This is a genomic window from Goodfellowiella coeruleoviolacea, from assembly GCF_024171785.1.
In the GTDB taxonomy this organism is placed as follows: domain Bacteria; phylum Actinomycetota; class Actinomycetes; order Mycobacteriales; family Pseudonocardiaceae; genus Goodfellowiella; species Goodfellowiella coeruleoviolacea.
Map to the genome: position 1 here is coordinate 299113 of NZ_JAMTCK010000001.1, position 22995 is coordinate 322107.

The following is a 22995-nucleotide window of genomic DNA, read 5'->3' on the forward strand; positions in this document are numbered from 1 at the left end:
GTCGGATGAGGCGCGGCGGTCAGGCGCAGGCCAGTACCGGTGCCTCCGCCTGGCCGCCGCTGTGCAGGTCCGCCAGCCCCACCCCGGCCAGGCCCAGGACCGCCTGGGCGGTGGCCCTGGTCGCGGTGGCCGGGTCGAATCCGGTGGCCTGGTGGGCCACTGCGCCGCGCTGCTCGGCCGGGCCGGCGCAGCCGACCTGGAGACCCTTGAGGAACTGCTTGGCGCTGTGCGCCGCGACCAGGCGACCGCCGGCCTTGAGCGCCTGCGCGGCCAGGCCCGTGCTGTTGGCGTTGGGGGCGTTGCTCCCGACCCCGAAGCCACCGTTGGCCTGCTGCACGCTCACCAGCCAGTCCAGGCCCTGCTGGGCCGGCACCGCGCGGCCAACCGCCTGCAGCGCCTGGCTGACCATCGCGGTGGAGTCCACGTCGCTCACGCACGTCGTGGCGGCGAGGGCGAGCGGGAAACCGCCGTCCGGGCACTGCGTGCCCACCAGGAAGTCCACCGCGGCCGTCGGCGCGCCGGCCGCGGTGCGGTCGAGCGCGAGCAGCGCCAGCGACTGGCTGAACGCGTTGCTGTAGTCGCCGAACGCCGAGACGTCGGAGAACCGGCCGGACGGGGTGAGCAACGCCAGCAGCCCGGCGCGCAGGTCGACACCGCCGAACGAGGTCGGGTCGAGCCCCGCGATTTCCGCGGCCAGCAACAGCTTGGCGTGCGCACCGGCGTACGCCTCACCGCCCGAGCCCAGGTAGCCGGTGGCGATGGCGGGTTGGGCCAGCCACGCGATGGCGCGGTCGGCGTAGTCGTCGGCGGCGCCGGCGGCGGCGAACGCGAGCACGGCGTCGATGGTCAGCCCCTGGTCGGGGTAGCGCTGCCCGCCGAAGTCGGCCTCGAAGCGCTCGCCGTCGGTCATCTGGCGGGCCAGCCAGCCGGCGGCGGCCGCCGCGCGGTTGTGCGTCGCCACCTCGGCGGACGCGGTACCGGGGATGATCAGGGTGAGCCCGCACAGCAGTGCGAGGACGGCTAGCACGCGACGTCTCATGGACGGTGACCTCTTTCCCGCGAGCCACGACAGGAGTGGGGAGTCGGCGCGGAGCGGGCGACCGGGCTCGCCACCTCGGCGGTGGCACACCGTTGCGGGTCAGCGCCGGATTCCCACCGGACTTCCCCCGCGACCGCGCGTATTCGGTTGGCGCGTCAAGCTTGTCAGCCGCCGGGCCTCCCGGCTACCCCCTCAGCTGACCTTGTCCACGTCGTCGCGCACGTCGTGGGCGTGGATCCAGGCGAGGTCCTCGGGCAGCTGGCGCAGTCGGGCGTCGCGTGCCTGCGCCGCCGGGCCGTCGGGTGCCTGGAAGCACTCGCGGTTGCGGCGGGAGGCCAACTGGAGCTGGCGGGTGCGGGGCCGCCGCACGGTCTCGTACCGGTGCAGCGCCGCGGCCACCCGGTCCGGGCCCGCGCCGGTGAGGCACGCGGCGAGCACGACGGCGTCCTCGATCGCCTGGTTGGCGCCCTGGCCCTGGTGCGGGAGCATCGGGTGGGCGGCGTCGCCGAGCAGGACCATCCGGGCGCTGCTCCACCGCTGGAACGGCTCGCGGTCGTACAGCGCCCAGCGGGAGATCGCATCGACCCCGCCCAGCAGGGCACGCACCACCGGGTTCCAGCCGTCGAACGCGGCGACCGCCTCGGCCACCTCGCCGCGCGCGACCCACGACTCCAGCGTCCAGTCGGTGTCCGGGACGACCGCGAGGAAGTTGACCAGCCGGCCGCCGCTGACCGGGTAGGAGATCAGGTGCCGCCCCGGCCCGGGGAACAGCCACAGCGCGGGCCGGTCCGGCTCGAACCCCAACTCGGGCACGGACCTCAGCCGGTCCACCGGCACCAGGCCGCGGTAGCCGCTGGTGCCGGAGAACACCGGGCGGTCCGGCCCGGCCACCGCGTCCCGGACCACCGAGTGCACGCCGTCCGCGCCGACCACCACGTCCGCCTCGACGCGGGAGCCGTCGGCGAAGACCAGCTCCACGCCACCCGCGTCCTCGGTCACCCCGACGCACTTGCGGCCCAGTTCGAGGACGCCGCCCTCGCCCAGGTACGCGCCAGCGAGGACGCGCTGCACATCGGCGCGGTGCACGGTGTGGAAGGGCGCGCCGAACATCCGGTCGTAGGCGTCACCCATCGGGTGGGCGCAGAAGACCTCGCCACTGTGCCAGCGGTGGAACTGGATGCGCACGGGCCGGACCGCGACCTCGGCCAGCGACTCCAGCAGACCCAACCGGCGGAGCAGGCGGCTGCCGTTCGCGCCGATCGCGAGACCCGCGCCGATCTCGGTCAGTTCGGGCGCCTGCTCGTACACGGTGACGCCGACCCCGTTGCGGCGCAGCACGATGGCGGTGAGCAAACCACCAATGCCAGCACCCACGACCGCGACACGCACGCGCACCGACATCGTTCTCCCTCCGGTTGCCCCTCCGCCGGCCACAGGTGGTCGAGGCCGGTGCGGAAGACGGGCGTTCTGGCCGATCCCACCCCACTCAACCAGGCCGGCGGCGGTGCTGTCAGCCGGCGCGGTGGTGTCGTCCACCGTTCAGCCGACGCGCCCCACCCCGGCGCCTCGGACGACCGGGCGGGCCCGCCTCTTCTTGTCCACACAGGACGGTCGATCGGCTGCCCCGGAGTCGGTGATCACCAGGACCCGGCCCGGCTCGCGGAATCCCCGCCCGCAGACCGGAATCCCCCGCGCGGACCGGCACTCCGCCAGGTGCGCAGCGGTTGACGTTGCCCCGGTCGTGTTGTGTCATGGCGGTATCCGGCAATTCCGGGTCCGACGCTGGTGTCGTCGGTGTGCTGTGGGCGTGGTGTGGACTACCGGATACTGGGCCCGGTCGACGTGGTCCGCGACGAAGTGCCGGTGCGGCTGGGTGGCCACCGGCAGCGGTGCCTGCTGACCCTGTTGCTGCTCAACGCCAACCACGTGGTTCCGGCCGACGGACTCATCGACCGGCTCTGGGCCGGCACCCCTCCCGCGGGCGCGGCCACCACCCTGCAGGTGTACGTGTCCAACCTGCGCGCCGCACTGGAACCGGACCGGCCACCGCGCACACCGGCCGCCATCCTGGTCAGCGCCCCACCGGGCTACCTGCTGCGGGTCGGCCCGGACGAGGTGGACGCCACCCGCTTCGCCGCCCTGGTCGACCGGGGGCGGGCGGAGGCCAGGGCCAACCGGCCGGGCCGGGCGCGCGAGATCCTGGAACAGGCCCTCGGGATGTGGCGGGGCGCGCCGCTGGCCGAGTTCGCCGACGAACCCTTCGCCCTGGCCGAGATCCAGCGGCTGGACGAGTTGCGGATGACCGCGGTGGAGGAACTGGCCGACGCCAAACTGGCCCTGGGCGAGCACGCCGAACTCGCCGCGGAGCTGAGCGGGCTGGTGACCGAGCACCCGCTGCGGGAACGCCTGCGCGAACAGCTCATGGTCGCGCTGTACCGGTGCGGCCGGCAGTCCGACGCGCTGGCCGTGGCCCGTCAGGGCCGCGACCGGCTGGTGACCGAACTGGGCATCGACCCGGGGCCGGGGCTGCGGCGCGTCGAGGCGGCGATCCTGCGCCAGGACCCGGACCTGGAACTGGACAGCGTCACCACCGCGCCCTCGGCGGAGGACCCGCTGTTCGTCGGGCGGGACACCGAACTGACCACTTTGGACGAAGTGTGGGCCGGGGTGCGGGCCGGGGCCGGTCGGCTGGTGTTCCTGGCCGGCGAGGCCGGCATCGGCAAGACCCGGCTGGCCGCCACCTGGGGGGCCAGGGCGCCGGAGGCCACCTCGGCGTGGGGGTGCTGCCAGCAGGGCGGCGCACCGGAGCTGTGGCCGTGGGCCGAGGTGCTGCACGGCCTGGTCAGCACCCTGCCGGAAGCCGAGGTGCGGGCCGCGGCCGGCGCGGACGGCCCGCACCTGGTGTCGGTGGTGCCGGAACTGGCCCAGCGGCTGCCGGACCTGCCCGCACCCGCCGCGGAGGAGCCACGCACCCGGGTGTTCCGACAGTACAACTCGATCATCCACTTCCTGGTCCGGCTCAGCCACGCCCGGCCCGTGCTGGTCGTGCTGGACGACGTGCACTGGGCCGACGCGGCCAGCCTGCGCCTGGCCGAGATGCTGGTCACCCACCTGGATCGGGCCCCGATCCTGGTGCTGGCCACCTACCGGGACACCGACGTGGCCGCTGACGAGCCGCTGGCCCGCACACTGGCCGCGCTCGCCGGGCGCCCCACCGTCGACCGGCTCAGCCTCACCGGGCTGAACACCACCGAGATCGAGCACTGGATCGCCCGCACCCTGGACACGCCCACCACGGCGGAACTCGCGGCGGCCGTCAGCGAGCGCACCAGCGGCAACCCCCTGTTCCTCACCCAGCTGCTGCGCTGGGTCAGCGCGGACGCCCCGGCCGAGGACACGCTCAGGGCGCTGGCCGGCACCGCCGTGCCCACCGAGGTGCGCGAGGTGATCACCGCCCGGGCCGCCCGGCTGGGACCGGACGCGGTCGCGCTGCTCACCGTGGGCGCCGTCGCCGGCCAGGAGTTCAGCCTGGACGTGGTCGAACAGGTGGGTGGGCTCGGTGCGGCCCGCACCCTGGACGCGGTGGAGGCGGCGCTGGCCGCCCGGCTGCTCACCGAACCGGAACCCGGCCGCTTCCGGTTCGCGCACGCCCTGGTCCGGGAAGCGCTGACCAGCGCGCTCAGCGCTTCCCGGCGCAGCCGGCTGCACGCCGCCGTCGGCCGGGCGCTGGAACACCCCACCCAGCCGGGCCGGCCCGTGCTGGCCAGCGAACTGGCCTTCCACTTCCTCGCCGGTGTTCCCGCCGGCGGCTGCACGGACAAGGCGGCCGAGTGGGCGCTGCGGGCCGCGCGCAACGCCCTGCACCGGTCCGCCCACCGGGAGGCCGTCGACCTGATCGACCGGGCGCTGGCCGCCGTGCCGGCCACCGCCACCGCCCCGGCCGTCCGGTGCGACCTGCTGCTGTGCTCGGCCGAGGCGCGCCAGTGCGCCGGACTGGTGGAGCAGGCCAGACAGGCGGCCTTCGCCGCGGCCCACATCGCCCGCACCGAGGGCGACCGCGCCCGGCTGGCCGCCGCGGCCCTGGCCTGCTCCGCCGGTGAACTCTGGGGCGCCTGGCGGGAGTTCGGCTCGGTCGACCAGGACTCGGTGGCGCTGCTGGAGGAGGCACTGCGCGCGCTGGGCCCGGAGGACTCGCCGGAGCGGGCCGTGGTGCTGGGGCGACTGGCCGTGCAGCTGTACTTCTCCGGCCAGGTCAGCCGGCGGGAACTGCTGGCGCGACAGGCGGTGGCCATGGCACGCCGGCTCGGCGACCAGCACACGCTCTGCCAGACCCTGGACGCCCTGCACAGCGCGATGTGGCGGCCGGACAACCCGAGGCAGCGGCTGGCGGTGTCGGCGGAACTGCTCGCCGTCGCACGGGCCAGCGACACGCTGAGCGCCCGGATGAAGGCGCACTACTACCGCATGCTCACCCTGGTGGAGCTGGGCGAGGTGGCCGCGGCCGACGCCGAGTACGACGAGTTCCAGCGGATCGCGCAGCGGCTGGGGCAGCCCGGTTTCCTGCTGCTGGCCCGGTGCTGGCGGGTGATGCGGCTGCTGATGCGGGGCTGCTACGCCGAGGTCGAGCGGATCATCGCCGAGCAGCCCGACCAGGTCGACGACACACCGGTCGAGTCCCGCTACCGGGCCTACAACCAGGCCACCCTGTGCGGTCGGCTGCTGCGCGACCGGCACCGCCTGGAGGAACTGGAGTGGCGGGTCCGCCAGTTCGCCGGCAGGGCCGCGCACTGGCGGCCGGACCTGGCCCTGGTGCTCGCCGAGACCGGCCAGCACGACGAGGCGAACCGGGTGCTCAACACGCTGATGGTGCGGGACGTCGTCGACCGCCCCGACACGCTCGCCTGGCTGCCGTGCCTGGCCACGCAGGCGGAGGCCTGCGCGGTGCTGGGGGTGCCCGCGCACGCGTCCCGGCTGCACCGGGCGCTGCTGCCCTACGCCGGTCAGGTGGTGGCCACCGGCGCGTTCTTCTCCGGCAGCGTCGACCACTACCTGGGCCTGCTGCGCACGGTGTCCGGCCAGTTCGACGAGGCGGTGACGCACCTGCGGGCCGCGCTGGAGCAGCACCGGCGCATGGGAGCGGTGCCCTGGGTCGCGCGCACCCAGCACCGGCTCGCCCAGGCGCTGCTGGCCAGGAACGGCGACGGCGACCACGACCAGGCCAGGGACCTGCTCCGGCAGGCCAGGACAGCCGCGCGGCGCATCGGCATGACCGGCCTGCTGGCCCTGCTCGACGCGGAACCCGACCCGGCGCCCGCACCCGCCACCCACCACCACGCCGCCCGGAGCCGGGTGTGGTGACCGGCGCCCCGCGGCCGGCACCGACCTGGTGAAAGCCCACCACGTTCGAGTGGAATAACCCCGACCACCGTCGCCGCTACCGCACTGACCAGCGGAAACAGTGTTCTCCTTGAGGGTGCCGCGCAGACCGCCGCGAGGAATCGGGGGCGTCGCCATGACCGTCCGGCTTGCCACCTTCAACGTGGAGAACCTGTTCGCACGAACCAAGGCGTTCGACGTGAGCCCGGCACCGGACGGCAGCAACCCGCTGCTCGCCGCCTTCAGCGAGTTCAACTCCGTGGCCGGCAAGGACGTCTACAGCGACGCCGACAAGCAGGCGATGCTCACGGCGCTGACGACGCTGAAAGTCCTGGTCGGCGGGGACGGCGTCCCCCTGGTGCTCAACCCGAACCCGACCAACGCGTTCGCGCTGCTGCGGGAGAACCGCGGTGACTTCCTCAAGCAGCCCCACGACGGCCCCGCCCGGATCGTCGCCTCGGGCCGCGCCGACTGGATCGGCTGGGTCGACCTGATCACCGCCCCGGTGGACGAGACCGCCACCCGGATGACCGCCAAGGTCATCAACAAGCTCGCCCCGCACATCCTCTGCGTGGTGGAAGCCGAGGACCGGCCGTCCCTGGCGCGGTTCAACACCGATCTGCTGCACCGCCGCTACGCCCACGTGATGCTGGTCGACGGCAACGATCCACGCGGCATCGACGTCGGGCTGCTCACCAGGTCCGGCATCGAGATCGCCTCGGTCCGCAGCCACGTCGACGACCCGGACCCCGCCTCGCCGGCGGACCCGCTGTTCAGCCGGGACTGCCCGGTCTACCACCTGCGGCTGCCCGACGGGCGGCAGTTGCACCTGCTGCTCAACCACCTCAAGAGCCAGATGCGCACCGGCCGCGACCCCGATGAGCTGCGCGGCAGGCAGAGCGCCCGCGTCCGCCAGATCTACGACCAGCTGCGCGCCGAGGGCGCGGAGTTCATCGCCGTGCTCGGCGACTTCAACAAGGGCCCGACCGCCGACGACCCGCCGCAGCACCCGACACTGGAACCGCTGCTCGGCCCCGGCACCCCGCTGACCGACGCCGCGAGCCTGCCGGTGTTCGACTCCGGGCCCAGACCGGGCACCTTCCAGTCCTGCGGGCGAGCCGAGCGGATCGACTACATCCTCCTGTCCCCCGAACTCGCCGAACTCACCACCGCGGGCGGGATCTTCCGCCGCGGCCTGTGGGGGCGGCCCAGCAACGTCCACCCCCCGCAGGCCTGGGAGATCTTCCCGGAGATCACCCACGCCAGGCAGGCCGCCTCCGACCACGCCGCGGTCTGGATCGACCTGGACCTCTAGGGCGCCCGGCTGAGCAGCGCGTTGTTGCGGCGCCGGATCGAGGCCGGGACGTCCCGGTTGTACCGCGCGACGAACTCGACGCCGTCCTCGCTCAGGCTGCTCTCGTCCGTGGTGCGCAGCACGGTGAACCAGGTGTTGAGCAGCCCGTTGAAGTGCGTGATCAGCCAGGTGATCTCGACCAGCATGCTGGTGGTGTACGCGTGCCGGTACTCCGGTGTGCCGGTGTTGGGGTAGCGGTCGAGCCCGTGCGCGGCGATCGCGTCGGGTGCGTGCCGGGAGAACAGCTGGCGCAGCCCGGCGATCTGCTCGTCGCTGACCGCGTGCGGGTCCTCCCGGATGGCCAGGGCGAGCCGCAGACAGGCCAGGTGCAGCTCGGTGTAGAGCGGTCCCGGATCGTCCTGACCGGGCGGGGCCTCGAAGGTGGGGACACCGTCCTCGTCGACCAGGTGCAGCAGCATGGCCTCGCTCCGCCGGCGCCGCTCGGCCGCATCCGGCACGGGCAGGTCAGCGGCCAGCGTGTGGTAGCCGATGTAGGTGTGGTGCGTGATGGAGTACCTGCTGCGGTTGAGCAGACTGACCAGGTTGATCACCAGCTCCTTGGTGACCCGGTCGACGAAACCCGCGCGCGGGTAGAGCACCGTGCCACCGCGGGCGGTGTCGGGGTTGGGCACGTAGGTGTAGGGCCCGTAGTCGAAGATGACCGAGTTCGCGTACTGCACCTCGGTCATGGCCAGGGCCGGGTGGTGGGCCATGGTGCGGAACAGGTTGCTCGGAGTGCCCCAGGTGTTGATGCTGTGGTCGAACGCGGAGACCACCTCGGGCGCCATGAACGGCCGGGGCAGCGGCGCCACCCGGGGCGGGGTGCTGGGCATGATGAGTTCGTCGGACATCGGAACCCCCTTCTGCATCGGCACGTGCGCGTCCCCGGTCCGGTCGGATCGCGCCAGGGCCCGCCCGTGCGCTCACGCCCCCGCCGAACCGGACTGGGACGCCGGCGCCGGGACCGCCCCGTAGGGCCAGGCGACCTCGGCCCGACCGGCCCGCACCCCAGGGGGTTCACCGGTTTTCCCGTACCCGGGCACGGTCGGCTGCTCGGTGTCGCCGAGGGTGAGCTGCCGGCCGTCGAAGAACGCGGCGATCTCCTCGCCCGGGCCGTAGTCCGGGTCGGCGCGGCGCGCCTGGTTGAGGCGGAACAGGGTGTTCCACTCGTCGTGGCTGCCCAGGCTGAACGCGGCACTGGCGCGGACGCTGTAGTAGGTGAAGAACGCCCTGCGCCGCGCCTCGTACGCGGTCGCGTCCTCCACCCTGGTGAGGTCGAGCAGGTGCTGGCGGTCGTGGTCGGTGTCGGCCGTGGCGAAGTCGAGGTAGAACTCGCGGCTGGTGGTGTACTTGCGCGCGAAGTACTCCTCCATCTGGCCGCTGAGCGACTGTCCGCTGCTGGCGTGCGCGAAGAAGCGCCGGACGTCGGTGGGGCCCTGGAAGTAGTAGGCGTCGAAGGCGCCACCCAGGTCGCGGCCACGCCGCCGCCGCGCGGCGATGTAGTCGTCCTCGATCAACACCCTGGACCACATCCGCATGTAGTCCCCGCCGGCCGGGCGGGCCAGCGCGAGCAGCTTCTCCAGGGTCAACCCGGGATACGTGCCGCGCAACGCCTCCAGGTGCCTGCTGATCAGCCCGGTGCCCTCCTTGGACTCCAACTGGTAGGCCGTGGGGTTGAGGACGAAGAAGCGCTCACCCCACGTCTGGCTGAGCCACCGCGCCGTGTCGTTGGCGATGTCGACGTTCGTCCCGAAGTGCCCGCCGCCCCGGGAGCTGATCGGACAGCTCAGGTACACCACGATGCGCCCTTCGGCGTGCGCGCGGGCCAGATCGGACTTGATCAGCTGGACGTGCCGGTCGAACACGTCCAGCCACGCGCCGGTGTTCCAGGTGAACCGGATGATGGGCCGACCGGGCACCGGGAAGCCGGTCTCGGTGCCGGTCCCGGCGGGGGTGCTGGGCGAAGGTGCCGACATGTCCGTGCGCTTCCTGTGCGTCAACGTCCCAAGTGGACGTCCGAAAGAGACCGTTGAGCGCGCCGCTCAGGGCCGCTCCTGGTGCGGCTCCAGATTCCCGAACCTGTCCGCCCAGTACACGGCGCTGATGTCCGGAAAGGACCGGCGCAGCCGGTGAACGGCGTCGGTCACCCCCTCGACGTCCCGCATCCGCTCGGGCAGCCACACGTAGCCGCCCTGTTCCGGCGGGGCCAGCCCGGCCACCAACTCCCGCTTCATCACCTGGTCGCGGCGGGACGCGGCGGATTCCGCACCGTGCCGCGGGTTCGCCGGGTCCACCGGCACCGCCGACGCCCCGCCCCGGGTGGAGAGCTGGTCGGTCTTCTCGACCAGGCGCCAGACCTGCTGCGCCTGGTAGCTCTGCATCGACCCGGCCAGGTTGGCCTCCACACCGCGGTGGTGGCAGTAGTCCACGAAGAACCGGATCTCCTCGACCGACAGGATTCCGGTGCGCACCAACGTGTCCGCCCCACTGCCGGTGATGTCGAACCGGTTGAGGTCGACCGGGCCCGGCTGGCCGGACGCCGGACGCGGGTCCGGCTCGGCCGTGTCGACCAGGCCGACCCGCGCCACCTTGAACAGCACACTGGTGTCGATCATGATGCCGTCCGCACCCGCCTCGGCGGTCACGTCCACCATCTTCCTGATCGCCTCGCGGTCGGTGCGCCTGGCCGTGGTCAGGCCGAAGTCCGCGTGCGGGAACGGGTCGTTGACCCTGACCCGGGTCGTGTCCGCGTAGCCCGGCAACACGTTCTCGGCGCGCAGCCCGTCCAGGTCCGGCTTCCGCGGGAACGGTGTTCCGTCCGCCCTGACCAGGAACGTCCAGTGGTCCAGCAGGTCGATGCCCTCGGCATGGTCGGCGCCAGCCGCCACGGGCGTGAACTCGCGCAGCGCCACCAGTTCCCGGACGACCAGCGGGTTGTTCCTCCGCTGCTCCCACAACCCGAGGTCCTGCGCGAACAACACGGACATGACCTGGCTGTGCGAGTGGTGCTCGCTCCGGTTGAGGGTGTCCACCACCTCGGCGAGCACGTCCCGCAACACCGGGATCTCCATCCCGTCCAGCCCCACCTTGACGATGTTGCACGGGTGCACCCGCGTCCCCATCGACTCGGCCACGCCCAGCGCGGCCTGCGCCGCCTTGCCCGCGATCTCGTAGGGCGACTTCTGGATCGCGTGCCCGTCCTCGGCCCGGCGGAACAGCAGTTGGTCCTCACCGATGTTGGTGCTCAGCTGCACCTCCTGGTCGCGCCGCTGGTGCAGCACCGCGTCGGACACGGCCATGATCTGCCTGGGCTTGATGTTGCCCAGCGCGCTCCTGGGGTCCTCGCTGTCCACGATCCGCGCCCCGCCGAGGACCGCCTCCCGCGCCTCCTGCGGGTTGAACACGCTCACCAGCAGCTTCCGGTTGTGCTGCCGGGCGCGATGCTGTCCAGAAGCCACCATGGGACTCGCGTCCTCTCCGCACGGCCGCACCGCCGTGCACACCTGGGGCGATCACCGGATCAGGCCGGCCGGCACCGCCACACCCACCCGGTGTGGCGGCACCCCGCGCGAGGGTCACCACCGCCTCCGCTGTCTCGACTATAGGTAGGCCCTCCCCCGACCGCATGTCGCCGCTGGCGCGGGTCTGGTCCTGGTCGGCGCCTGATACCCCGTCCGTCCTATATGGACACAAGTGGGACCGGGGCGCACGCGCCCCGCCGCCAGCAGGGCCGGGGTGGGCAGGGCGGTCTGTTTTTGATCAACACTGAAGTCACCCACAAGAGTGACAGAGCACCTGGCGCCGTCCTGGGACACCGGGCGGGGTCAGTAGAGCGGGAAGGCCCAGCCACCCGGGTAGTGCGGCTCCCGGGCACCGCGGAAGGCGGCGCTGGCCCGGGCCAGGGCACCGGGCCGCAGTTCCACCACCCGGCCCGCGGCGGCGAGTTCCGCCAGGGTGGTGCCACCCAGGAAGGCCGCGCCCAGTTCGGTCGAGGTCAGCCGCACGTCGGCGGGGGCCGTGGTGCGCGCACAGCGCACGGCGTCGCCGTCGGCCACCAGGCGGTGGCGCCCGGTGTTCCACGGGCAGAAGTCGTCCTCGACGTCCAGCACCAGGTCGAGCGGGATCGAGTAGCGGCGCCCGGCCAGCGCGCGCCCGACGTCCACCAGCCGGACCCACAGCCGGTCGAGCACGCACGAGCGGGCCGCCCTGGGCTCCACCAGCAGGTGCGGCAGCGGATCGTCCACCGCCCCCTCGTACTCGATCCAGGTCACCAGGTCGATTCCGGCGAGGAAGCGCCACAGCGCGGCGTGGGCCTGGCGGGACGCCGCCGCCAGCTCCAGCACCCGCACGGTGCTGGCGTCGTTGCCGAGCACGTCCTGCGCGGCCCGGTGGCGGTAGAGGGCGTACCCGGACGCCTGGCCGTCCGCGTCGTGGTGCACGGCGCAGCGCAGCGCGGTGGCGCCGTCTCGGGCGTGCGGCTCGTCGAACAGGCGCACGGTCCAGTGCGTGGCGTCCCGGTCGGGCCAGCCGACCGCGCTGGCCCTGACCCGGTCGTAGACCTGCGCCAGCAGCGGCCGGGCCGCCCCGGACTCGACCAGCCGGATGCCGCCATCACCGAAGTCCGTGCCCGGCCGGAACCGCATGGCCCGTCGGTCGCAGCGGAGTTGGTTGCCCCGGGTGGCCAGGCCGTAGCCGTAGCGGCCGTAGATCGCGGCCTCGGTGGGGCGCAGCGCGGCGATGGGCTCCTGGCCGCGCTCGTGCAGGTCGGTCAGCAGCCTGCGCATCATCGAGGTGAGGATGCCTCGGCGGCGGTGCGTGGGTGCCACGCCCACCGACGCGACACCGGCCACCGGCAGGACCGCCCCGGGCACGGTGAGCGCACGGGGGTAGACCGACACGCCCGCCACCAGGCCGCCCCCGTCGACGGCGGCGATGGTCCGCGTCAGGTCGGTGGCGGCGCGCTGGTTGGCCACCTCGCTGTCGGACCGGTCCAGGCCGTAGGTGTCGGCGATCATCCGGGCCCAGGCGGGGAACTCGTCCTCGGTGACGGGACGCAACGGGAAGGGATCAGGCATCGCGCCTGTGTAGTCCACATCACCCGAACTGGCGAGCGCTTTTGTCGGGGGAGGGTGGACCGCCCCGCGTACCGATCGGTACAGTCCTTCGCGTACCGATCGGTACGCACGGTGGATCCGGTGGGGCTGGCAGCCCGCCGAGCCGAGGAGCAGCGGGAGGCGGGCGCATGACCGAGCCGGGCACGAAGCGGTCACCAGCGGGCGAGCGGGTGTGGCGGGCCGCGTGCGAGCTGTTCTCCCGGGACGGCATCCGCGCGGTCGGCGTGGCCGAGATCGCCGAGACCTCCGGGGTCGGCAAGCCGAACCTGTACCGCAACTTCGGCTCCAAGGACGACCTCGCGGTCGCCTACCTCAGGGCACAGGCGGAGGCCGGCCTGGAGTCGTTCGAGGCGGCGCGGCAGGCGTTCCCCGACGATCACCTGGCCCAGCTGCGCCAGGTGATCGCCAGGGTCGCGGCCGAGATGGGCACGCCGGGCTACCGCGGCTGCGTGGTCGCCAACGCCGCGATCGAGTTCCCCGACCGGGCGCACCCGGTGCGCGCCGCGGTCGACGAGCTGAAGGCCGAGTACCTGCGCCGGCTGACCGAACTGGTCGCGCACCTGCCCGTGGACGACCCCGAGGGCCTGGCCTACGCCCTCCAGGTGCTGCTGGAGGGCGCCAGCGCCACGGCCCAGTTCCTGTCCGTCGAGAAGTCCCGCGCCGTGCTGATCGAGACGACCGAGCGCGTCATCGCGTCACACCTGCGGCGGTAGGCCGCCACACCGCACCAGTCCCCACCCGCTGGCGGGCACGCGCTCTGGCGTGTCCGGCGTCCCGCCACGCCTCGACCCCCGGAGGAGCACGTCATGACCAGCACCGACCACCTGCCCGAGCAGGCCATGCCCGAGTACGCCGAGCGGCTGATCCGCGGCCGACGCGCGGTGCGCGCGTTCCGCCCGGACCCGGTGCCGGCGGACACGCTGCGGGCGATCTTCGACCTGGCCGGCGCGGCCCCCTCCAGTTCCAACACCCAGCCGTGGCAGGTCGAGGTGGTCAGCGGGGCGGCGCGGGACCGGCTGAGCCGCAACCTGCTCGCCGCCGCCGAGCAGAACCGCCTGTCGCTGGACTTCCCCTACCACGACAGCATGTACACCGGTGTGCACAGTGCGCGTCGCAGCGCGGCCGGCGCGATCATGTACGGCGCCATGGGCATCGCCAGGGACGACCGCGCCGCGCGTGCCGCGGTCAACCTGGAGAGCCTGCGCTTCTACGGCGCTCCGCACGTCGCGCTGCTGTTCATGCCGCCCAACGCGGAGGCGCGCATGGCCAACGACGTCGGCATGTACGCCCAGACCCTGCTGCTGGCGATGACGGCGCACGGCGTGGCCAGCTGCCCGCAGGGACTGCTGGGTTTCTACGCCGACACGATCCGCGAGACGCTGGGCATCACCGACGCCAAGCTGATGTTCGGGATCTCCTTCGGCTACGCCGACCCCGCCTCGCCGCGCAGCAACATCGTGGTACCGCGCGCGGCGCTCAGCGAGACCACGCGCTTCCACGACTAGGACGGCCGTGGCCCGGCGATCCCGGCCGCCGGGCCAGCTGCGCCACCGGAGGTCAGGCCGACCGGTCCAGCACCCGGCTGTGGCAGCGCAGCGTGCGGGTGTGGTCGACGTGCCGGAGTTCACCGGTGAGCGTGAGCGGCAGCACCGCCCGGACGTCGGTGCTGGAGGCGGCCAGCCGGAGTTCGATCGCACCGGGTTCGACCACGCGGCGGCCGTCGCGGTCGGCGAACGAGGTGAGGTCGGCGTGCACGTCGAGTTCGACCGTGCGGGACTGCCCGGCCGGCACGTCCACCCGCTGGTAGCCGATCAGCTGGGTGACCGGTCGGGTGACGCGGGCCGCGAGGTCGCCGAGGTAGAGCTGGACCACCTCGGTGCCGTCCCGCTGGCCGGTGTTGTGCACGGTGACCCGGACGGTCACGCTGCCGTCGGTGGGCAGCTCGCCGCCGGCGGCGCCGAGCACGGTCGCGTCCGACCAGGTGAACGTGGTGTAGGCGAGGCCGTGCCCGAACGGGAACAGCGGGGTCGGGTCGATGTTGGACACCTTGGTGGGCCCGGCCAGCGGCTGGCGCAGGTAGGTGCCCGGCTGGCCGCCGGCGGTGCGCGGCAGGCTCACCGGCAGCCGCCCGGACGGGTTGACCGCACCGGTGAGGATGTCCGCGAGCGCGGGTCCGCCTTGCTGGCCGGGGAAGAACGCCTGCACCACGGCGGCGGCCCGGTCGGCGAACCGGCCCAGCGCGTAGGGCCGCCCGGTGAGCAGCACCAGCACCACCGGGGTGCCGGTGTCCAGCACCGCCTCGACCAGGTCGGCCTGGCGGCCGGGCAGGGTGAGGTCGACGGCGTCGCAGCCCTCGCCCGAGGTGCCTCGGCCGAACAGGCCGGCCCGGTCGCCGACGGCGAGCACGGCGACGTCGGCCCTGGAGGCCGCGGCGACCGCCGCGGCGAAGCCGTCGGTGCCGTCCCCGTCCACCGTGCAGCCCTCGACCGCGGTCACCCGGTCGGCGCCGAGCCGGGCGGCGAGCGCCTCGGCCAGGGTGGGGATCTCCACGCCGTCGCCGTGCTCCGGGTACTTCGGGCCGACGTGGGCGGGGAACGTGTAGCAGCCCAGCATGGCGTGCGGGTCGGCGCCGCGCGGGCCGATCAGGGCGACCGCGGTTCCGGCGGCCAGCGGCAGCGTGCCGTTGTTGGCGACCAGCACGATCGACTCCTCGGCCAGTCGCCTGGCGACCGCGCGGTTCTCCGGTGAGTCCAGCACCACCGGGGTGTCGGCGTCGAACTCGCCGGCCGCGCAGTCCGGGTCGAGCAGGCCGAGTTCGCCCTTCTGCCGCAGCACCCGGCGCACCGCCTGGTCGATGTGCTCGATGTCGAGCCGGCCGGCGGCCAGCTCGGCCAGCAGGGGTTCGGCGTAGCAGTGCAGGTTCGGCAGCTCGACGTCGATGCCGGCGCGCAGGGCCAGGGCGCCCGCCTCGCCCTCGGTGGCGGCCACCCGGTGCAGGCTCTGCAGGAAGGCCACGGCGAAGTAGTCGGAGACGATCGTGCCGTCAAAGCCCCAGGTGTCGCGGAGCAGGGTGGTGAGCATGGCGTGGTCCGCGGTGACCGGGACGCCGTCGATCTCGTTGTAGGAGGCCATCACCGACCGGACCCCGCCCTCCACCACCGCCATCTCGAACGGCGGCAGGATGACGTCGGCGAGTTCCTGCGGGCCCATGGACACCGGCGCGAGGTTGCGGCCGGCCCGCGACGCGGAGTAGCCGGCGAAGTGCTTGAGCGTGGCGTGCACTCCCCCGGCCTGCAGGCCGCGCACGTAGGCGGTGGCCACGGTGCCGACCAGGTAGGGGTCCTCGCCGATGGTTTCCTCGGTGCGGCCCCAGCGGTAGTCGCGGGTGACGTCGAGGACCGGGGACAGGCCGAGGTGGGTGCCCACCGCGCGCATGTCCGTGCCGATGCGGCGGGCCATCTCGTGGATCAGCTGGGGGTCGAAGCTGGCGCCCCAGGCCAGCGGGGTGGGGTAGATGGTGGCGCCGTGGGCGGCGAAGCCGGTGAGGCACTCCTCGTGCGCGATGGCCGGGATGCCGAACCGGTTGGCCGCCATGATCTGCCGCTGCGCCGCGGCCAGCGACTTGGCGCCCACGGTGGGGTCCACCGGGCGGGTGCCGAACGGGCGGGTGAGGTGGCCGAGCCCGTCCTTGATGACCTCGTCCCAGACCGGTGGCTGCTGGGACATGTCGTGTTGGTAGGGGGCGACCTCCTGGCCGTCGTCGCCTGCGCCCACCCACAGCCCGACGAGTTGGGAAACCTTCTCCGCCAACGTCATCTGGGCGAGCAGGGCGTCGACGCGCTCGTCCAGGCTCAGTGACGTGTTCTGCCAGGGGTGTGAGGCAGCAGGACTCGGGGTGACGCGGTTGCTGGTCATCGTCCGCCAATCGGCACGCGCGGGGTTGCGAAAATTTCGGTATACACAGCGATTTTTCCGGGAAAACTAAGCTCCGTCATCAGGGGGTGTCAAGGAAGTACGCCCCGGACGGGGCCGAGCCGAACTGGTGACGGCGCCCAGCCCGCGGGCTCCCGCCCACCGGGTCTGCGCCACCGCTCCGCGCCCCAGCGGCGCCCCCACGGGCCACCGCGCACGACGAGCGGGCCGACCGTGCCGGGGCCGACCGGGTGCGGGACAGGCCCACGCCTGCCCGGCACGGCCGGAAACGGGTCCGGTGCGACCGCACGCCGGCCTGGCGGGTCGCGACCGGCCACAGTAGACCATCCAGCGCAACGGCCGATCCGAGTGGGGCGCCACCAAACATCCGCCCCCACATCGTTGGACATCAACGTTTTGGCTGGGTATTGACGATCCACAAAGGTCTGCGTACGGTGTGCGCACCACTAAGTGTCGAAGGTATTTGCGAAATTTTCGGCGCTGGTTAAGCCAATGGAGGCGGGCAGATGGCAAGGCAGTCAGGCCGGCGGCCCGTCTGGGCGGACCTTCGACGTGACTGGCGGCTGTACTCGCTGCTGCTCCTGCCGGTCGCGTTCTTCGTGATCTTTCGCTATCTGCCGATGGCGGGAAACATCATCGCGTTCCGGCGGTTCATCCCAGGCGGCTCGATCTTCGGTGAGCAGTGGGTTGGGCTGCGCTACTTCGAGATGTTCATCAACGACCCCACGTTCTGGCAGGTCTTCCGGAACACGGTCGTGCTCGGCGCGCTGACCCTGCTGTTCACCTTTCCCATTCCGATCGTGTTGGCGCTGTTGCTCAACGAGGTGCGCAGCCGGCGGTTCAAGAGCTTCGTGCAGACCGTGTCCTACCTGCCGCACTTCATCTCCGTGGTGATCGTGGTGGGGATGATCATGCAGATGGTGTCGCTCAACGGCACCGTGAACCAGATCCTCGGCGCGTTGACCGGCAGCACGGTGAACTTCATCCAGGACGCCGACTGGTTCCGCACCATCTACGTCTCCTCGGACGTCTGGCAGACCGCGGGCTGGGGCACGATCCTCTACCTCGCCGCCCTCACCCAGATCGACAACACCCTGTACGAGTCGGCCCGGATCGACGGGGCGAACCGGTGGCAGCAGACCTGGCACATCACCCTGCCCGGCATCGCCCCGACCATCATCACCCTGCTGATCCTCAACATCGGCAACTTCCTCGCGGTGGGCTTCGAAAAGGTCTTCCTGCTCTACAACCCGTTGACGTACGAGACCGGCGACGTCATCTCGACGTACCTGTACCGGGTTGGCCTCGTGTCGAACAACATCTCGTACGCCACCGCGATCGGCCTGTTCGAGTCGGTCGTCGGGCTGGTCATGGTCTTCTCGGCGAACGCGATCTCGCGTCGGGTCGCCGGTTCGAGTCTGTGGTAGGAGCTGCGCAAACCGATGAGGAATTCCACCGGTTACCGGATCTTCCAGGTCTGCAACACCATCGTGCTGCTGGTGGTCGTGGTCCTGACGCTCTACCCGTTCGTGAACATCGTGGCGCAGTCCTTCAGCGACGAGGCCGCGATCAGCTCGGGCCGGGTGAACCTGCTGCCGGTCGGCTTCAACCTGGAGACCTACAAGGTCATCATGGGTGATCCGACGTTCTGGCTGAACTACCGGAACACGGTGGTCTACACGGTGGTGGCCACGGCGTTATCGCTGGCGCTGACCACGTGCATGGCCTACGCGCTGTCCAAGAAGCACCTGCGCGGCCGGAAGTTCTTCGTCGGGTTCGTCGTCTTCACGATGTTCTTCAACGGTGGGCTCATCCCCAACTACGTGCTGGTGTCCGAACTCGGCCTGAAGAACACCATCTGGGCCGTGGTGCTGCCCAACGCGATCAGCGTGTTCAACCTGCTGGTGATGAAGACCTTCTTCGAGAACATGCCGACCGAGTTGGAAGAGGCGGCGGCGATCGACGGGCTGACGACCTACGGCGTCCTGCTGCGGATCGTGCTGCCGCTGAGCAAGGCGATCCTGGCCACCATGGCGCTGTTCTACGCGGTCGCGAACTGGAACTCCTGGTTCGGCGCGTTCCTGTACTTCGACCAGAAGTCGATGTTCCCGGTGACCATGTACCTGCGCAACCTGATCGCCGGGGCGGAGACCGCGACCTCGGTCGGTGGTGGCGACGACATCAGCCAGATCGCCTCGAACGTCAAGGCCGTCACGATGGTGCTCACCGTGCTGCCCATTCTTTGTGTTTACCCCTTTGTCCAGCGCCATTTCGTGTCGGGCGTGATGCTCGGCGCGGTCAAGGGCTGAGCGTCGAGAGGATCCGCATGAAGACCAGCCTGAGAAGGCTCACCGCCACGGCGGTGTCGTTGACCATGGCCGCGGTCGCCGCCACCGCCTGCGGTGGCGGCGCCGACGAGAAGGCCGACACCTCGCAGCAGCGCCAGGGCGCGATGAGCGACTACGCCGAGGGCAAGCAGTTCAGGGCCACCGAGCCGCTGACGTTCTCCATCCTCTACAACGACCACCCGGACTACCCGTACAAGGCCGACTGGCTGCTCTGGTCGGAACTGGAGAAGCGCACCAACGTCAAGCTGGCGCCGACCACCGTGCCGGCCAGCGACTACGAGCAGAAGCGCTCCCTGCTGCTCTCCGCCGGTGACGCGCCGCTGATCATCCCGAAGACCTACCCGGGGCAGGAGTCGGCCTACGTCGCCTCGGGCGCGGTCCTGCCGGTCAGCGACTACCTCGACCTGATGCCGAACCTGCAGGCCAAGGTCAAGAAGTGGAAGCTGGAACCGGAACTGGACACGCTGCGCCAGGAGGACGGCAAGTTCTACGTGCTGCCCGGCCTGCACGAGGAGGTGTGGCCCGACTACACCCTGGTGATGCGCACCGACGTCCTGGCCAAGCACAACATCCCGGTGCCCACCACCTGGCAGGAGTTCGAGTCCGTGCTGCAGCAGCTCAAGCAGCTGTACCCGGACAGGATCCCGTACTCCGACCGGTGGGAGGCCAAGTCGATGCTCAACATCGCCTCGGCCACCTTCGGCACCGCGGCCGTGTTCGGCTCCAACGGCGGTCGGTGGAGCAGCAACGCCGACGGGCTGGTCTACGACGAGCAGTCCGGCAAGTTCCAGCTCGCCGCCACCACCGAGAACTACAAGAACCTGGTCAGCTACGTGCGCGGGCTGGTCGAGAAGGGTCTGATGGACCCGGAGAGCTTCACCCAGACCGACGACCAGGCCACCCAGAAGTTCGTCACCGGACAGTCCTTTGTGATCAGTGGCAACTCGCAGAGCGTGGTCACCTACCGCAAGTCCATGGAGGGCACGCTCGGCAAGGGCAACTACACCGTCGCGAAGATCCCGGTGCCCGGCGGCCCGGCCGGCCAGATCATGACCGGCACCCGGCTGGAGAACGGCATCATGATCAACGCCAAGGCCAAGGACGACCCGAAGTTCGTGGCGATGATGCAGTTCATCGACTGGCTCTGGTACTCGGACGAGGGCGAGCTGTTCGCCAAGTGGGGCGTTGAGGGCACCACGTACACCAAGAACGGCGACACCCTGGCGCTGACCCCGGAGGTCACCTACAACGGGCTCAACCCGGGTGGCACCAAGAACCTGCGGGTGGACTACGGCTTCTCCGGCGGGGTGTTCGCCTACGGCGGCACCACCCAGCTGCTGCACTCGATGATGCTGCCCGAGGAGGTGACGTGGCAGGAGGAGATGGCCAAGACGCACACCCCGCAGACGCCGCTGCCCCCGTACCCGTTCACCGACGTCGAGCGTGAGCAGGCCACCCTGGTGATCACCCCGATCAAGGACTTCATCGAGCAGAACACCCTGAAGTTCATCGTGGGCCAGCGGCCGCTGAGCGAGTGGGACGCGTTCGTGCAGGAACTCAGGGGCAAGGGCGTGGACAACTACCTGACCACGGTCAACGCCGCGCACGAGCGCGCCAAGCAGAAGACCGGCGGTCGGTAGTCGACATGGACGTGGTGGTTCCCGACGGCGGCGACGGCCGCCGGCTGAGTGAAGCGTGGCGGTACTGCGTTGGCACCGGGCGGCTGGCCCTGGCGCTGCGCCAGGACTATCTGGACTCGCTCGCCGTCGTCCAGGCCGAGATCGGCTTCCGCTACCTGCGTGGCCACGGCCTGCTGTCCGACGACGTCGGGATCTACCGCGAGTACGAGTGGCAGGGCAGCACGCGGGTGCTGTACAACTTCACCTACCTCGACCAGATCCTGGACTCCCTGCTGGGCCTGGGCATCCGGCCCTTCCTGGAACTCGGCTTCATGCCGTCCCAGCTGGCCTCCGGCGAGCAGACGGTGTTCTGGTGGCGGGGCAACGTCACCCCGCCCAAGGACTACGACCGGTGGAACGACCTGGTCCGGGCGGTGCTCACGCACTGCGTCGAGCGCTACGGCCGCGACGAGGTGGTGAGCTGGCCGGTCGAGGTGTGGAACGAGCCCAACCTGGTCAACTTCTGGCAGGGCGCGGACCAGGCCGAGTACTTCCGGCTCTACCGGGAGACGGCCCGCACGGTCAAGGAGGTCGACCCGCGCTTCCAGGTGGGCGGGCCGGCCATCTGCGGTGGCACCGACCACTGGCTGACGGACTTCCTGGTGATGTGCCGGGAGCAGGGCGTGCCCGTGGACTTCCTGTCCCGGCACGCCTACTCCTCCGGGCCGGCGCAGCCGGTGCCGTTCGGCTGCTACCAGACCGTGGAACCGCCCCGGTACCTGCTCGACCAGTTCGCCACCGGCCGCGCGCACGCGGTGGCCTGCGGCTACCCCGACCTGCCCGTGCACATCACCGAGTTCAACACCTCCTACAAGCCGGTGAACCCGGTGCACGACACCGCGTGGAACGCCGCCTACGTGGCGTCGGTGCTCGCCGAGGGCGGTGACCACGTCGACTCGTTCTCCTACTGGACGTTCTGCGACGTGTTCGAGGAGGAGGACGTGCCGACCGCGCTGTTCCACGGCGGTTTCGGCCTGCTGGCGCACCGGCAGGTGCCCAAGCCCACGTTCCACCTGTACCGGTTCTTCGCCCGGCTCGGCGCCGAGGTGCTGCACCGCGACGAGCACACCCTGGTCACCCGGCACGCCGACGGGCGGCTGGCGGTGCTGGCCTGGCACCGGGTCGACGACGGTGCCACCGAGACCACCCGCGAGGTCGGCCTGTCCCTGCCGGCGCCGACCGGGCCGCTGTTCGCCAAGCACTCGCTGGTCGACGAGGAGCACGGCAACGCCTGGCAGGTGTGGCGGTCGCTGGGCCGGCCCCGCTTCCCCACCGAGGCGCAGCTGGAGCTGATCACCTCCTGCGCGCGGCCGGCCGTGCGCACCGAGGTGCTGACCCCGGTCGAGGACCGGGCGGCGCTGCGCTTCACCCTGGGCCGCAACCAGGTCCGGCTGGTGGAGCTGCACCCGGTGCACGACGAGACCGGCGACTACCCCGGACTGGACGACACCCGGATTCCCGGTTACGGAGACCGGTCATGACCGAGCGCGCCAACGTGTTCCTGGACAGCCGGATCTACCGGATCTGCCTGTTCGTCTACCTGCTGCTGGTGATCCAGGTGTGCCTGGTGGTCGCGCTGCTGCCCAGCGCGGTCGCGGTGTTCTTCCTGGTGCCCGACCCGTCCAACGCGCCGCTGTTCGCGGTCGCGGTGATCCCGGCCGGTCCCGCCCTGGTCGCCGGCACCTACGCCACCGGCCGGCTGCTGCGCGAGCACGAGCAGACGCCGGTGCGCGACTTCGTCCGCGGCCTGCGGCTGAGCTGGGCCGACATCCTCAAGCTGTGGGTGCCGGCGGTGCTGGTGCTCGGCCTGGTGTCGCTGAACCTGGGCGTGACCGCCACCGGCCCGGCCAGGGCGGTGGTGCTGGTGGTCCTGCTGCTGGCCGGACTGTGGCTGGCCAACGTCCTGGTGATCACCGCGCGGTTCAGCTTCCGGGCCCGCGACACCGCGCGGCTGGCCGCCTACTACCTGCTCGCCCGGTGGCGGTGCGCGCTGAGCACCCTCACCCTCCTGGTCCTCGCCGCGCTGGTGCTCGTGGTCACCTCGGACTGGGTGCTGCTCCTGCTGCTGTCCCCCGCCCTGCACCTGCTCGCGCGCGTCACCCAGCCGCTGGTGGCCGACGTCGAGGCCCGGTTCACGAAGAAATGAAAGGTG

At 71.6% G+C, this 22995-nt stretch carries 16 protein-coding genes; 9 read left to right on the plus strand and 7 right to left on the minus strand.

Annotated features, from left to right (window positions below; all coding sequences use genetic code 11):
* Nucleotides 1–19: 19 nt before the first annotated feature.
* Together LX83_RS01125 and LX83_RS01130 are read right to left on the minus strand one after the other, a co-directional pair.
* On the minus strand, nt 20–1039 hold the full coding sequence (locus LX83_RS01125; protein WP_253765957.1) for a prenyltransferase/squalene oxidase repeat-containing protein: 1020 nt from the start codon (nt 1037–1039) through the stop codon (nt 20–22).
* Between the two features lie 192 nt (nt 1040–1231).
* Nucleotides 1232–2434, minus strand: coding sequence for an FAD-dependent monooxygenase (locus LX83_RS01130; protein WP_253765969.1), 1203 nt, complete (start codon nt 2432–2434; stop codon nt 1232–1234).
* 417 nt (nt 2435–2851) lie between these two features.
* On the opposite strand from LX83_RS01130, the gene LX83_RS01135 reads away from it, so the two are divergent.
* A complete protein-coding gene (locus tag LX83_RS01135; RefSeq protein ID WP_253765971.1) occupies nt 2852–6397 on the plus strand; it encodes a BTAD domain-containing putative transcriptional regulator in 3546 nt (1181 codons plus the stop codon).
* A gap of 154 nt (nt 6398–6551) precedes the next feature.
* Nucleotides 6552–7730, plus strand: a complete 1179-nt coding sequence (locus tag LX83_RS01140; RefSeq protein WP_253765973.1) for an endonuclease/exonuclease/phosphatase family protein — start codon at nt 6552–6554, stop codon at nt 7728–7730.
* On the opposite strand, the gene LX83_RS01145 is transcribed toward LX83_RS01140, so the two are convergent.
* From LX83_RS01145 to LX83_RS01160, 4 genes are all read right to left on the minus strand, one after another.
* A complete protein-coding gene (locus tag LX83_RS01145) occupies nt 7727–8620 on the minus strand; it encodes a carboxymuconolactone decarboxylase family protein (protein ID WP_253765975.1) in 894 nt (297 codons plus the stop codon). The genes LX83_RS01140 and LX83_RS01145 overlap by 4 nt on opposite strands.
* Nucleotides 8621–8692: 72 nt before the next feature.
* Nucleotides 8693–9745, minus strand: a complete 1053-nt coding sequence (locus tag LX83_RS01150) for a hypothetical protein (protein WP_253765977.1) — start codon at nt 9743–9745, stop codon at nt 8693–8695.
* Nucleotides 9746–9811: 66 nt separating this feature from the next.
* Nucleotides 9812–11230 carry a (5-formylfuran-3-yl)methyl phosphate synthase gene (locus LX83_RS01155; protein ID WP_253765979.1) on the minus strand — a complete coding sequence of 473 codons (1419 nt, stop codon included), beginning with the start codon at nt 11228–11230 and terminating at the stop codon, nt 9812–9814.
* A 363-nt stretch (nt 11231–11593) separates the two neighbouring features.
* Nucleotides 11594–12844, minus strand: coding sequence for a GNAT family N-acetyltransferase (locus LX83_RS01160; RefSeq protein WP_253765982.1), 1251 nt, complete (start codon nt 12842–12844; stop codon nt 11594–11596).
* A 167-nt stretch (nt 12845–13011) separates the two neighbouring features.
* Here LX83_RS01160 and LX83_RS01165 point away from each other — a divergent pair, with 167 nt between their 5' ends.
* Both LX83_RS01165 and LX83_RS01170 read left to right on the plus strand, forming a co-directional pair.
* Nucleotides 13012–13596, plus strand: a complete 585-nt coding sequence (locus LX83_RS01165; RefSeq protein WP_253765984.1) for a TetR/AcrR family transcriptional regulator — start codon at nt 13012–13014, stop codon at nt 13594–13596.
* A 93-nt stretch (nt 13597–13689) separates the two neighbouring features.
* On the plus strand, nt 13690–14388 hold the full coding sequence (locus tag LX83_RS01170; protein WP_253765986.1) for a nitroreductase: 699 nt from the start codon (nt 13690–13692) through the stop codon (nt 14386–14388).
* A gap of 52 nt (nt 14389–14440) precedes the next feature.
* Here LX83_RS01170 and LX83_RS01175 read toward each other — a convergent pair whose 3' ends face one another.
* Complete coding sequence (locus LX83_RS01175) at nt 14441–16798, minus strand: beta-xylosidase/alpha-l-arabinosidase (RefSeq protein ID WP_253765988.1); 2358 nt, start codon at nt 16796–16798, stop codon at nt 14441–14443.
* A 524-nt stretch (nt 16799–17322) separates the two neighbouring features.
* Here LX83_RS01175 and LX83_RS01180 point away from each other — a divergent pair.
* The 5 genes from LX83_RS01180 to LX83_RS01200 are packed head-to-tail and all read left to right on the plus strand — an operon-like array spanning nt 17323 to nt 22989.
* The gene (locus tag LX83_RS01180; protein ID WP_253765990.1) at nt 17323–18243 is read left to right on the plus strand and encodes an ABC transporter permease; all 921 of its coding nucleotides are present in this window, start codon (nt 17323–17325) and stop codon (nt 18241–18243) included.
* Between the two features lie 15 nt (nt 18244–18258).
* Nucleotides 18259–19125, plus strand: coding sequence for a carbohydrate ABC transporter permease (locus LX83_RS01185; protein WP_253765993.1), 867 nt, complete (start codon nt 18259–18261; stop codon nt 19123–19125).
* A gap of 17 nt (nt 19126–19142) precedes the next feature.
* Complete coding sequence (locus LX83_RS01190) at nt 19143–20804, plus strand: ABC transporter substrate-binding protein (RefSeq protein WP_253765995.1); 1662 nt, start codon at nt 19143–19145, stop codon at nt 20802–20804.
* 5 nt (nt 20805–20809) lie between these two features.
* Nucleotides 20810–22324 carry a GH39 family glycosyl hydrolase gene (locus tag LX83_RS01195; RefSeq protein WP_253765997.1) on the plus strand — a complete coding sequence of 505 codons (1515 nt, stop codon included), beginning with the start codon at nt 20810–20812 and terminating at the stop codon, nt 22322–22324.
* A complete protein-coding gene (locus LX83_RS01200) occupies nt 22321–22989 on the plus strand; it encodes a hypothetical protein (RefSeq protein WP_253765999.1) in 669 nt (222 codons plus the stop codon). The genes LX83_RS01195 and LX83_RS01200 overlap by 4 nt, the downstream gene beginning before the upstream one ends.
* Nucleotides 22990–22995: the final 6 nt, after the last annotated feature.